At 70.9% G+C, this 12,066-nt stretch carries 10 protein-coding genes; 4 read left to right on the top strand and 6 right to left on the bottom strand.

All coding sequences use genetic code 11. The features are described 5' to 3' along the window. Nucleotides 1-56 precede the first annotated feature (56 nt). Complete coding sequence (locus tag ABD346_RS16975; RefSeq protein WP_344375672.1) at nt 57-1,736, bottom strand: MFS transporter; 1,680 nt, start codon at nt 1,734-1,736, stop codon at nt 57-59. A 501-nt stretch (nt 1,737-2,237) separates the two neighbouring features. Here ABD346_RS16975 and ABD346_RS16970 point away from each other — a divergent pair. Then, nucleotides 2,238-3,242, top strand: a complete 1,005-nt coding sequence (locus tag ABD346_RS16970) for a phosphatase PAP2 family protein (protein ID WP_344375670.1) — start codon at nt 2,238-2,240, stop codon at nt 3,240-3,242. Between the two features lie 93 nt (nt 3,243-3,335). Here ABD346_RS16970 and ABD346_RS16965 read toward each other — a convergent pair whose 3' ends face one another. Beyond that, a complete protein-coding gene (locus ABD346_RS16965; protein WP_344375668.1) occupies nt 3,336-3,551 on the bottom strand; it encodes an I78 family peptidase inhibitor in 216 nt (71 codons plus the stop codon). A 459-nt stretch (nt 3,552-4,010) separates the two neighbouring features. Between ABD346_RS16965 and ctaD the strand changes: the two genes are divergently transcribed. Next, entirely contained in the window at nt 4,011-5,717 is a 1,707-nt protein-coding gene (gene ctaD, locus ABD346_RS16960; protein ID WP_344375666.1) for an aa3-type cytochrome oxidase subunit I, read from the top strand. On the opposite strand, the gene ABD346_RS16955 is transcribed toward ctaD, so the two are convergent. The 3 genes from ABD346_RS16955 to ABD346_RS16945 all read right to left on the bottom strand — a co-directional run bounded on the left by ABD346_RS16955 (nt 5,714) and on the right by ABD346_RS16945 (nt 8,744). Further along, nucleotides 5,714-6,541 (bottom strand): transferase, encoded by an 828-nt coding sequence (locus ABD346_RS16955; protein ID WP_344375664.1) that lies wholly within the window; start codon nt 6,539-6,541, stop codon nt 5,714-5,716. The genes ctaD and ABD346_RS16955 overlap by 4 nt on opposite strands. Then, complete coding sequence (locus tag ABD346_RS16950) at nt 6,538-7,818, bottom strand: glycosyltransferase family 4 protein (RefSeq protein ID WP_344375663.1); 1,281 nt, start codon at nt 7,816-7,818, stop codon at nt 6,538-6,540. The genes ABD346_RS16955 and ABD346_RS16950 overlap by 4 nt, the downstream gene beginning before the upstream one ends. 242 nt (nt 7,819-8,060) lie before the next feature. After that, nucleotides 8,061-8,744, bottom strand: coding sequence for a transglycosylase family protein (locus ABD346_RS16945; protein ID WP_344375662.1), 684 nt, complete (start codon nt 8,742-8,744; stop codon nt 8,061-8,063). Between the two features lie 505 nt (nt 8,745-9,249). Between ABD346_RS16945 and ABD346_RS16940 the strand changes: the two genes are divergently transcribed. Together ABD346_RS16940 and ABD346_RS16935 are read left to right on the top strand one after the other, a co-directional pair. Continuing rightward, nucleotides 9,250-10,023 (top strand): hypothetical protein, encoded by a 774-nt coding sequence (locus ABD346_RS16940; RefSeq protein WP_344375660.1) that lies wholly within the window; start codon nt 9,250-9,252, stop codon nt 10,021-10,023. Nucleotides 10,024-10,150: 127 nt separating this feature from the next. Continuing rightward, on the top strand, nt 10,151-10,546 hold the full coding sequence (locus ABD346_RS16935; RefSeq protein WP_344375659.1) for a hypothetical protein: 396 nt from the start codon (nt 10,151-10,153) through the stop codon (nt 10,544-10,546). Between the two features lie 34 nt (nt 10,547-10,580). Here ABD346_RS16935 and der read toward each other — a convergent pair whose 3' ends face one another. Next, a complete protein-coding gene (gene der, locus ABD346_RS16930) occupies nt 10,581-12,029 on the bottom strand; it encodes a ribosome biogenesis GTPase Der (protein WP_344375657.1) in 1,449 nt (482 codons plus the stop codon). Nucleotides 12,030-12,066: the final 37 nt, after the last annotated feature.

The following is a 12,066-nucleotide window of genomic DNA, read 5'->3' as shown; positions in this document are numbered from 1 at the left end:
TCTCGCTCAACTAAAACTAGCAGTGTTAGTTATTACCTGAGCGCTGACGTTACGGGTCAGTGTCCCGTGCGTCCAGACTCCACGGTCGCCACATCTCCGGGCCGCGCCGGGGACGGCAGCTTGACGCTCAGTTGCTGCGCCTTGCGCGGCTCGGGCTCGAACGCGGCCTCCGGCTCGGGTTCCCGCTCCTGCCCGGCCACCGAGCAGTCCATGATCCGCGGCAGCCGCAGCCCGGCCACCGCACCGAGGAGCAGCAGCCCGGCGCTGACGAACAGCGTGACGTGCAGGCCGTGCACGAAGGAGTTCCGGGCGGCGGTGCGCAGCGCCTCGCCGGCCGGGCCGCCGAGGCGGCCGGCGACGTCGTAGGCCTCGCCGAGCGAGTTGGAGGCGGCGGCCGACGCCTTGGCGGGGACCCCGCCGACCGATGCGAGGCCCGGCGCGTAGGCGGCGTTCATGACGCTGCCGAGCAGCGCGATGCCCATGCCGGCGCCGAGCTGGTAGGAGGTCTCGCCGATGGCCGCGGCGCCGCCGGCCCGCTCGGGCGGGGCCTCGCTGAGCATCGATTCGTACGCCGCGAAGAGCGTGGTCTGGAGCCCGAAGCCGAGCATGACGAACGAGACGAACATCAGCGACGGCCAGTCGGTCTGCCCCATGAGGACGAGCAGCAGCACCGCGCCCGCGGTCAGGACGAAGCCCGTACACACCATGCGGCGCGGGCCGAGCCTGCGCAGGGTGTACGAGCCGGTCGCGCCCGCCGCCATCGCGGCGAAGGTGAGCGGCAGCATGCGCATGCCGGTCTCGAGCGGGGAGAGGCCGAGTACCAGCTGGAGGTACTGGACGGCTATGAGCTCCAGGCCCACCAGGGCCAGCATGGCGACGATGATGCAGCCGACCGAGGTGGCGAAGGCGGGCCGGGAGAACAGCCTGATGTCGATGAGCGGGTGCGCGCGGCGGCGCTGCCTGCGGACGAAGACGATGAGCAGGGCGGTGCCGAGGCAGAGGGCGGCCAGGGTGCGGCCGTCGAATATGCCGTGTCCGGCGCCGAGCCGCTTCACGCCGAACACCACGGCGAGTATGCCGCCGGCCGCCATCAGCGCGCCGAGCACGTCCCAGGGCCCGTCGGAGCTGCCCTTGGACTCGGGCACGATCCAGCGCCCGATCGGCAGGATCAGCGCCATCAGCGGGATGTTGATCAGGAAGACCGAGCCCCACCAGAAGTGCTGGACGAGGAAGCCGCCGAGAACCGGTCCGACGGCGGCACCGATCGCGGCGACCGCCGTCCAGATGCCGATGGCGGTGGCCCGCTCGCGGCGGTCGGGGAAGACGACGCGCAGGATGGACAGCGTGGCGGGCATGATCATCGCGCCGCCGATGCCGAGCAGCGCGCGGGCCGCGATCAGCACGGGCGCCGATTCGGCGAGCGCCGCGACCGCGGAGGCGGCGCCGAAGATCGCGTAGCCGAGCAGCAGCACCCGGCGCCGGCCGACCCGGTCGCCCAGGGTGCCGAAGAGGATGAGGAGGGCGGCGCAGACCAGCGGGTAGGCGTCGACGATCCAGAGGAGTTCCACGGAGCCGGGCCGCAGGTCCTCGGTGACCGAAGGAATCGCGACATGCAGGACGGTGGCGTCGAGCGCCACGAACAGCAGGCTCACACAGAGGACGACGAGGATGACCCAGCGGTTGGCGCCGCCGGCGCGAACACCGGGTCGCGCACCGGTCATGGTCGTCCCTGTCATGTACGTACCTCCCAGTACTGCGGACCCTCCGGGTCCGGGACGGTGCGGTCGCAACGGACCATGCCGTCACCACTCTCGCGGTCGGTGGGCCCGGTGGACCAGTGACCAGCCCTGATCGGGATCCCCGAGGCCCGGCATCGACGGGCGAGTGATTCGTCAGACTACGCGAGTTCACCCGAGTGGCGCGTGGTCCACCTCTCACGGCGAACCCCGCCGAGGTGTGGCGTGTGCCACGCGGGTTCCACCCATGGGGTGATCTTTACGCTCCGTACTCGACCGGTGACTGAAGCATTAATTCCGCTCCCCCACCCGGCAAACAGAATTCCGACGGATACAAACAAGCCTTCCTGCGCCGAGTCGAATGAATAGAGGACAAGGCCCCGGGGTATTCCATGGCGCCCGGGAATAAAGGTGGGCGTGAGACATACTCCACATCACATCGTCATCACAAAGGCCCCGGATCGGCCTGGGCGCTCACTCACTCGCTGTAACGTCGATTGAGTGCGTACTGACCGAATCTTCGCCCGCCTGGACCGGGAGCCCGAGCCACCGAAGATAGAGATCCCGCGGATGAGCCGTCACCGCGTGGTCCTCTTCGGCGCGACGATGGCGTTCTACCTCGCCATCGTCGTTGCTGTGCTGGGCTCCTCCTGGCTCGTCGAGCTGGACTGGAAGGTCATGCTGTACCGGCCGTACGAGCAGTGGCCGCAGCTGCACGCCTTCCTGGACTACTTCGTGGTCCTCGGCCAGCGCGGACCCACCGCGGTGATGGTGATGGCCTGGCTCGGCTGGCGCTCCTGGCGCCAGCACACACTCCGGCCGCTCCTGACCCTCGGGGCGGCCCTTCTGCTGCTCAACATGACGGTCGGTTCGGTCAAGCTCGGCCTCGGCCGGCTCGGCCCGCACTACGCGACGCAGATCGGGTCCGCCGAGCTGTTCGCCGGCGGCGACATATTTCCCTCGGGGCACACCGCCAACGCGGTCGTGACCTGGGGCATCCTCGCCTACCTCGCCACCACGCCGCGCGCCCGGCGCTGGCTCTCGGTCATTTCGGCCATGGTGGCCCTGGGCGTCGGGGCGACCACGGTCTACCTCGGCACGCACTGGGTGAGCGACGTGCTCCTCGGCTGGGCGGCCGGGCTGCTGATCCTGCTCGCCCTGCCCTGGTTCGAGCCGCTGATCGCCCGCGCGGAGGCCTTCGTCTTCGCCGTGCGCGAGAAGGTGCGCGAGCGCAGGCGGTCCCGCGCGAGCGCCCCGGCCCCGGCCCCGGTGCCGGTCCCCGCGGTGCCGGCCATGCCGCCCCAGCGCGGGCACGAGGAGGACGACGCCCCCGTGCGCGAGCCGGTCGGCGTCGCGAGCGGGCGCGGTCCCGGCCGGCCGCTCCCCGCCAGGCCCTACCAGCCGGCCCGTTCGGAGCGGCCCCCGGTCGTCCCGGCAGGCACCCGGCGCCCCCCGCACACCGAGCGGACGCCGCGCACCGCCCCGGCCCGCCCCCTGGGCGGCTGAGGCCCCGCGGACGACCCGCACGGTACGCACACAGCGCGAAGGCCCCCGGTGGTTCACCGGGGGCCTTCGTCGTACGCGCGCCCAGGGGCGGGCTCAGCCGTGCCAGCAGCGGGTCACGGTGCCGTCCTCGACCTCGAAGTTCAGCCGCCCCGCCAGATACTCCATGGTGATGATCGAGCCCGGCGGAAGCGACCTGACGGTGGACCAGCCGCGCGACCTGGCGAGCCGCTCGGCGCCCTCGGCGTCTAGGCCGACGTAGGACTCGGGGGCGTCGTCGGGATGTGCGGGGTGGGACGGTATCGGTGCCATGCCACCCACCGTAGGCGTGCCGCCCCGACGACGGAAGCGGGGGGCCGCAGAGGCCCGTGGGCCGGGTGGGAACCCGCCCGTTGTCCGCCCCCGGTACCCCGCCAGTCACACTTCTGTCACAGGATCCGGGCTCGGGTGCGCTTCGAACTCTGTCACTCGTACGGGCAGTTCCTGACCCCTTGCCCGGTTATCGCACGCCACACTTCCGGCCGGTCGAACGCATTACTGGAATTGACAGAATTCTTACGCCGGACACGGGGGGAATTCCCGCCCGGCAGTCCGACGGGAAGGGAATTGACGGCGCATAGGTAATTCACCGCACCCTTACACAATCCCTACCCGCAACCCGTGACCGGGGCCCTTCGAAGCTCGGCCGGATGGCGTACGCCCCCTGTTGCGGCGGGCCCGACCGCGAGCATCATGGCCCCTGGCCTGACGCCAGACACCTCTGGGGGTGCAATGGGTACGGAGACGATGACCCCGGCGGCAAAGCCCGCGCGGGCCGCCCGGCCGGGCGCGGTGATCGTGGACTGGCTGACCACCACCGACCACAAGAAGATCGGGCACCTCTACCTGATCACGTCGTTCGTCTTCTTCCTCGTCGCGGGTGTGATGGCCCTCCTGATGCGGGCGGAACTGGCCCGCCCGGGACTGCAGATCATGACGAACGAGGAGTACAACCAGCTCTTCACCATGCACGGCACGATCATGCTGCTGCTCTTCGCGACGCCGACCTTCGCGGGGTTCGCCAACGCGATCATGCCGTTGCAGATCGGCTCCCCCGACGTGGCCTTCCCGCGCCTGAACATGCTCGCGTACTGGCTGTTCCTCTTCGGCGGTCTCATCGTGCTCGGCTCGGTGCTGCTGCCGACCGGGCCCGCGAGCTTCGGCTGGTTCGCCTACGCCCCGCTCAACTCGCTGACCCGCTCCCCCGGTGCGGGCGCCGACCTCTGGATCATGGGGCTCGCGCTCTCCGGCTTCGGCACCATCCTGGGCTCGGTCAACTTCGTGACCACCATCATCGGGATGCGCGCCCCCGGCATGACGATGTTCCGGATGCCGGTCTTCACCTGGAACGTCCTGTTCACCTCGATCCTGGTGCTCATCGCGTTCCCGGTGCTGGCGGCCGCGCTGCTCGTCCTGGAGGCGGACCGCAGGTTCGGCTCGGTGGTCTTCGAGGCGCAGAACGGAGGAGCGCTGCTGTGGCAGCACCTCTTCTGGTTCTTCGGCCATCCCGAGGTCTACATCATCGCGCTGCCGTTCTTCGGCATCATCACGGAGATCATCCCGGTCTTCTCGCGCAAGCCGATCTTCGGCTACATGACCCTGGTCGGGGCGACGGCGGCCATCACCGGCCTGTCCATCGTGGTGTGGGCCCACCACATGTTCGCGACCGGAGCGGTGTTGCTTCCGTTCTTCTCGTTCATGTCCTTCCTGATCGCGGTGCCCACCGGGGTGAAGTTCTTCAACTGGACCGGCACCATGCTCAAGGGCTCACTGAGCTTCGAGACACCCATGCTGTGGGCGGTCGGCTTCCTGGTGAGCTTCCTGTTCGGCGGCCTCACGGGCGTCATCCTGGCCTCGCCCCCGCTGGACTTCCACGTCACCGACTCGTACTTCGTGGTGGCGCACTTCCACTACGTGGTGTTCGGCACGGTGGTCTTCGCGACGTTCGGCGGCTTCTACTTCTGGTGGCCGAAACTGACCGGCAGGATGCTCGACGAGCGGCTCGGCAAGATCCACTTCTGGACGCTGTTCATCGGCTTCCACATCACGTTCCTGGTCCAGCACTGGCTGGGCGCGGAGGGCATGCCCCGGCGGTACGCGGACTACCTGGCGGCGGACGGCTTCACGGCGCTCAACATGATCTCGTCGATCGGCGCGTTCCTGCTCGGCATGTCCACGCTGCCCTTCTTCTACAACGTCTGGAAGACCGCGCGGTACGGCAAGAAGGTGGAGGTCGACGACCCGTGGGGGTTCGGCCGCTCGCTGGAGTGGGCCACGTCCTGCCCGCCGCCCCGGCACAACTTCGTGACCATCCCGCGCATCCGTACCGAGTCCCCGGCCTTCGACCTGCACCACCCGGAGTTCGCCCCGTTCCGCGACGACCTGCCGCCCGGGGAGGAGCCGGTGGCGGTGCCCTCCACGAGGGAGCCCGAGGCCTAGCCCCGTACCGCGTCCACGCGGACGCTCAGGTCGTTCGCGCCCGTGTAGTACGGGCGGACCACTCCGGCGCCGACCGTCGACCCCGGGTACACGAAGATCGCCTGCTTCAGCGGGACGTCGTCCAGGATGCGGGCCAGGCGCACGGCGGGGCGGCCGTCGCCGGTGAGCAGCCACAGGTCCCAGAGCCATTCCTTGGCGTCCAGGCCCTCCGCGAGCGGGGCGTACGGAAGCGTGAAGGCGAAGCCGTTGCCGTCCGCGGTCGCGGGGACCCGGTGGACGCGGCCGCCCCCGCCGCGCAGCCGCGCCTCGACGGTCGCGCCGGGGCCGAGCTCCACTCCGTACAGCCGCCCGTGCACCGTGACGCCACCCGCACCGAAGCCGATCGTGCCGGTCTCGGCGTGCGGTCTGCGCAGCCAGCTGCGGACCACGAGCTCGCCGGAGCGGCCCGGGTAGGGGATGCGCACCGCGACCCGGTCGGCGTCCGGTCCCGGCTCGCGGTCCACGAGGGCGCGCAGATCCCGGGTGCCCGGTTCGAGGCGCTGCTCGGCGCCCTCACCGAAGCGCAGGTGGGCGTCCCACACGCCCTCGGCGAGGTCGACCGTGCTGGGCAGCACCGCCCGGAGCAGACCCTCGGCCGCCGGGGTGAGGGGCAGCAGCACATCAGGTCCGGGGTTCGTGCCGCGGCGGCGCAGGACGAGCGCGGCACCCGGCTCTCCGGCGCCCGTGATGTCGAAGGTCACCCCGCCCGCGGAGTCGGCTATGCAGTCGGCACGCGGGGCCGCGGAGGCGCTGCCCGTGTCCGGTGACTCGGCGGTGGTGGTCATGCGGTCTGCCCTTTCCGGAGCACGGAGGCGGCCTTGTGACGCAGGGCGTAGGCCCCGTCGAGGGCGGTGCTGCGGGCCCGGTGCAGCGAGCCGCGCAGCGCCCCGGCGGAGCGGCTGCCGCCGCCCTGGGCGTGCAGTTCGTCGAAGATCGCCTCGTGGCGTTCGGCGATCCTGGCCGGGTCGAAGCGCTCGGAGCTCTCCAGGGCCGCCTTGGCCATGCGGTGGCGCAGTCCGTCGTCCTGGATCAGTTCGAGCAGGGCCGCGGCCACCGCGTCGGTGTTGCCGGTCTCCACGAGCCGGCCGTCCACCCCGTCGTCGATGATTTCGCGTGGTCCCTGTGGGCAGTCCGTGGAGACGACGGGGAGTCCACAGCGCATCGCCTCGACGATGGTCATGCCGAAGGACTCGTGGCTGGAGGTGACGGCCGCGAGGGAACCCTTGACCCACTCGCTGTCGAGATCGCCTGCCAGGCCCATGAGGAACACATGGTTGTAGAGGTCAAGATCGTCGATGAGGTTCCGCAGGGCTTCGCGTTCGTTGCCGAAGGCGTCGCCGGAGCCGTAGATGCGCAGCTTCCAGTCCGGCCGTACCGCGACGACCTGCGCGAACGCCTTCACCAGCAGGTCGTACCGCTTGACCGGGGTGAGCCGCCCGGCCGCCACGACCAGCTTGCCGTCGCCGGAGGCGGGCTCGACACGGGGCGCGGGTATGCCGTTGGGCACCGCGTCGATGCGTACGTCCGCCAGCCGCAGCTCCCGGTAGGCCGCCGCGTCGGCCCGGGTGACGGTGGTGATCGCGTCGAGCAGCGGATAGGAGTGGGCGATCTCGCTGCGCAGGCGGTAGCTGTGTCCGGGGAGGGTCAGGTGTTCCTGGCCGACGCGGACCACGCCGGGCCGGGTCTCGCGGGCGATGTGCACGTTGAGGCCCGGCCGGGTGCCGACGACGACGTCGGCCTCGACCGTCCGCAGGTGGTCGCCGATCCGGGCGTCGGTGAGCCGGCTGTACTGGCTGTGGCGGCCGTCGCCGCGCGGGAAGACCTTGGCCGGCCGGTGGTGCTGGGGGTGGTCGCCCTCGTATCCCGGGCTGTTCTTGCGCAGATCGACGAGGTGCCGCAGGCGCACGCCCTCGGGCGCGGGCAGGGTGGGCTCGTCGTGGTGGCGGAAGACGGAGACGATCTCGACGTCGTGCCGCCGGGCGAGCTCACCGGCGAGGTTGAAGGTCGACCGTATGGTGCCGCCCAGGCTGTACGCGTTGTGCAGCAGGAATGAGATGTGCATGCGCTACGCGTCCCCTTGGTCGTTCGATCGATCGGTCGATCATGCTCTTGATCATTCGACCGGTCGGGTCGGTCGGGACCGAAACCCTTTGGTCACGAACGGACTGTACTTGGGTTGACCGTCACCTGTACTCCAAGGCTTGGTCACCGCAGGTCCACCCGGTGACGGGCGGAGGGCGGCGGCGGGGGCGCTTTCCGGGCAGCGGCGAGCCCCGTCCGGGCGGCCGGACGGGGCTCTGGGCCTCAGATCTTCAGCTGCTGCCCCGGGAGGATGAGATCCGGGTCACCCCCGATGACGGCCCTGTTGGCCGCGTACAGCGCCTCCCACCCGGTGCCGTGCGCCGCCGCGATGGCGGACAGGGTGTCGCCGCTCCTGACCGTGTAGGAGCCGCCGGCCGGGGCGGCGGGCGCGCTCTCGGTGCGGAGCGGGGCGGTACGCGGCTGTGGCGCGGGCGCCTTGTGCGGCTTCGGGGCGGCCTGCTGCGGGCTGCTCCCGGCCTTCTTCTGTGCGGGCTTGTGGGCGGGCTTCTGGGCGGGCTCGCCCGCCGCGGGGGCGCTGCCGTACGCCCCCGCCTGGCGCGAGCAGGCCGGCCAGGCACCCCAGCCCTGCGAGCGCTGGACCTTGGTGGCGATGGCGATCTGCTGGGCCCTGCTGGCCTTGTCGGCGGTGGAGGCGTACGCCCCGCCGCCGTGCGCCCGCCACGTCCCGGCGGCGAACTGGAGCCCGCCGTAGTAGCCGTTTCCGGTGTTGATGTGCCAGTTTCCACCGCTTTCGCACTGGGCGATGCGGTCCCACACACCGCTGTCCGCCGCGGAGGCCGGACCGGCGACGCCGAGCAGGGCGAGCGGTGCCACGGCTGCGGCCCCGATCAGCACTGCCGTCCCACGCCTGCGTATGGAGCTGGAACCACTGGTACCAACAGACATGAAATCCCTCTCGAAGGACCCGGGGTCCCCCTGGGCGGCGCGGCCTCCGGCGCGTCCGGCGCCTCGTTCCGTGCCGCCCCCGCCCACCGGAAGGTCATAGCTGGCTGTGCGGCCGGCGGGCGTTCCCGGGCGGTGCTCGATGCACACGGCGGTGGAATCTAGGGACCCGCACGCTCCGGCATCAACCAACGCCTCGTCATTCGAGGCCAGTTGCCAGTTACCGGGAGTATCGGCGATTTCCGGACACCCACTTGATGCGCGGATATCGCCATTTGTCGACCTGTCATTGAAGTGATCTGTGACTCAGCTCACCGGGTCAACTTCCATGCGACCCACAGGTGTTGACAGGGAGTGAAGGGTTCCGCGGGTGAATTCACCCTCCGCTGGGGACGGTTCGATTCCGTTCGCCTTCGCGCGTGACCCCGGCCACAGATCGCCCGTTGTCGTTTGTACGAGAGAAGCCGGGAACCGCCCGGCGCATCCACTCAGTTCCTAGGAGCCACCCGTGCCGCGCATGCTCGACGTCAGTGAGGACGTCCGCGCCGAGATCGGCGACGAAGAAGCCGAGCGGCTGCTCGCCGGCGAGAACGCCCCGGGCAGCTACGACTGCACCTCCTGCCGCACGCCGGGCGACTCCGAGCAGGAGCGCACCAGCACCGTCCTGTTCGTCGGCGAGGAGACCGCCGTCCTCGCGTTCGCCCACGCCAGCTGCATCCCCTCCCAGGTCGTCCAGGTCGCCGAGGAGCAGCTCCAGGGCGCCGTACGCTCCATCACGGGCGCGGAGCCGGCCGGCGGGGCGCCCGAGCAGGCGGTCCTCGGCATCACCAGCGGTCTGGTGCTGATCGAGGGCGATCTGCACCCCGCGCTCGTCGTCGAGCCGACGGGCCCGATCGCCCGGCCGGGCTCCGGCGGCACCACCGACGAGTTCCTCCCGCTCCTCATCGAGCAGGGCTTCGTGCCGGTGACCGACATGGGGCGGCTGCCCTCGGTCCTTCCGGGCTGGTCCGTGCTGCTCGCGATGGGCCAGCTGCACGCGGTCCTGCAGCCCGGCACCGGCGGCGGCAGCAGCTCGGTCTCGTGGTGGCAGGCGCACCAGCCGCTCCAGGTGACGGACGGCTGGCGGGCCGCCGCCAACAAGTCCCAGCGCGTCCTCGTCTTCGCGGCCCCGGTCGGCATGATCGGCCAGCAGCCGCGCGAGGACCTGCTCAGGGACGCCCTGGAGAAAGCCGCCGCCGACGGCCGCCTGGTGGCCGCCGCGATGCCGCTGGCCGGCACCTGAGACGTCCCGCGCGCCCGCCCCGGCCGGTACGGGGTGGGCGCGGAAGGGGCGTGGGCCATCCGGCCCCGCGCTACCGATAAGCCGAAACACCCCGCATCCCCGGCCGTACGGGGTCGTTGGCACATACGTGCACACATATGACCCGCCCCGCCAGCCGTACCAGGCCCAGATCCCTGCGATGCGCCCCTCGGGCGACGCATCGGGAGCCCACTCCCCCACGTCCCCCACGCCGATCTACGACGCGCTGTACTCGGAGTACCTCAGGTCCTTCCGCACCCTCCCCGGTGACCGGTCGGGCGAGGAGGATCTCGGGTTCACCGCGTTCGGAGCGCTCGGCGGCGGGTTCACCGCGGTGCACGGCGGCAACCGCGCCGGCCAGCAGACCGGCCACCAGACCCAGCACTTCCCCGTCACATACGCCGGGAACTGGCATCTGCACCCCGCCATGAACGCACACGGGCGGCAGTACGCCGGGCACCAGGTCCCGGCAGCACTGCCGCCCGGCCCCCGAAGGGGCCTCTAGCCCTCCTCGCGAAGGGCCCGCTCCCGCAAGGGGGTTACTTCTTACGGCCGCGCTTCTCGCGCACCCGCACCGAGATGTGGATCGGGGTGCCCTCGAAGCCGAACTCCTCGCGCAGCCGGCGCTCGATGAAGCGCCGGTAGCCGGCCTCGATGAAGCCGGAGGCGAAGAGCACGAACCGGGGCGGCTTGGTGCCCGCCTGCGTACCGAACAGGATGCGCGGCTGCTTTCCGCCGCGGATCGGGTGCGGGTGGCCGGCCACGAGCTCGCCCAGGAAGGCGTTGAGACGCCCGGTCGGGATCCGGGTCTCCCAGCCCGCGAGCGCCGTCTCGATCGCCGGGACCAGCTTCTCCATGTGGCGGCCGGTCAGGGCGGAGACGTTGACCCGGGGCGCCCAGGCGACCTGCTGCATCTCCGTCTCGATCTCGCGCTCCAGGTAGTAGCGCCGCTCCTCGTCGAGGGTGTCCCACTTGTTGTACGCGATGACCAGCGCGCGCCCGGCGTCGACGGCCATCGTGATGATCCGCTGGTCCTGCACGGAGATCGACTCGCTGGTGTCGATGAGGACGACCGCGACCTCCGCCTTCTCGACGGCGGCGGCGGTACGCAGCGAGGCGTAGTAGTCGGCGCCCTCCTGGAGGTGGACGCGGCGGCGGATGCCGGCCGTGTCGACGAACTTCCAGGTGATTCCGCCGAGTTCGATGAGTTCGTCGACCGGGTCGCGGGTGGTGCCGGACAGCTCGTTGACGACGACCCGCTCCTCCTTCGCGACCTGGTTCAGGAGCGAGGACTTGCCGACGTTCGGACGGCCGATGAGGGCGATGCGGCGCGGGCCGCCCACCGCGGTGCCGAAGCGCTGCGGCGGGGCCTCGGGCAGCGCCTTGAGGATCTCGTCGAGCAGGTCGCCGGTGCCGCGGCCGTGCAGCGCGGAGATCGGGAAGGGCTCGCCGAGGCCGAGCGACCACAGGACGGCGGCGTCGGACTCGCCGGACATGCCGTCGACCTTGTTCGCGGCGAGCACGACGGGCTTGCCGGCCCGGCGAAGCAGCTTGACGACGGCTTCGTCGGTGTCGGTGGCACCCACGGTGGCGTCGACGACGAAGACGACGGCGTCGGCGGCCTCGATGGCGTACTCGGCCTGGGCGGCGACGGAGGCGTCGAGGCCGAGGACGTCCTGCTCCCAGCCGCCGGTGTCGACGACCTTGAAGCGGCGGCCGGCCCACTCGGCCTCGTAGGTGACGCGGTCACGGGTGACGCCGGGCTTGTCCTGGACGACGGCCTCGCGGCGGCCGATGATGCGGTTCACCAGAGTCGACTTGCCGACGTTCGGGCGGCCGACGACGGCGAGGGCCGGCAGCGGGCCGTGGCCGGCCTCGTCGATGGCGGCCTCGACGTCCTCGACGTCGAAGCCCTCTTCGGCGGCGAGCTCCATGAACTCCGCGTACTCGGCGTCGCCGAGCGCTCCGTGTTCGTGCTGGTCGTTCATGAAGTCCGTACCTCGTTCATCGTGGTGATCGGTGGAT

Origin of the sequence: Streptomyces mauvecolor, from assembly GCF_039532965.1 — a bacterium.
Classification (GTDB): Bacteria; Actinomycetota; Actinomycetes; order Streptomycetales; family Streptomycetaceae; genus Streptomyces; species Streptomyces violascens.
Note: the sequence above shows the minus strand (reverse complement) of the source record. Positions and strands in the feature narration are given on the sequence as shown.

Coding starts and splice junctions, on each gene's coding strand:
- der (WP_344375657.1), bottom strand. CDS start 12,029: ATGAACGACCAGCACGAACACGGAGCGCTCGGCGACGCCGAGTACGCG.
- ABD346_RS16965 (WP_344375668.1), bottom strand. CDS start 3,551: ATGGCACCGATACCGTCCCACCCCGCACATCCCGACGACGCCCCCGAG.
- ABD346_RS16955 (WP_344375664.1), bottom strand. CDS start 6,541: ATGACCACCACCGCCGAGTCACCGGACACGGGCAGCGCCTCCGCGGCC.
- ABD346_RS16975 (WP_344375672.1), bottom strand. CDS start 1,736: ATGACAGGGACGACCATGACCGGTGCGCGACCCGGTGTTCGCGCCGGC.
- ctaD (WP_344375666.1), top strand. CDS start 4,011: ATGGGTACGGAGACGATGACCCCGGCGGCAAAGCCCGCGCGGGCCGCC.
- ABD346_RS16945 (WP_344375662.1), bottom strand. CDS start 8,744: ATGTCTGTTGGTACCAGTGGTTCCAGCTCCATACGCAGGCGTGGGACG.
- ABD346_RS16950 (WP_344375663.1), bottom strand. CDS start 7,818: ATGCACATCTCATTCCTGCTGCACAACGCGTACAGCCTGGGCGGCACC.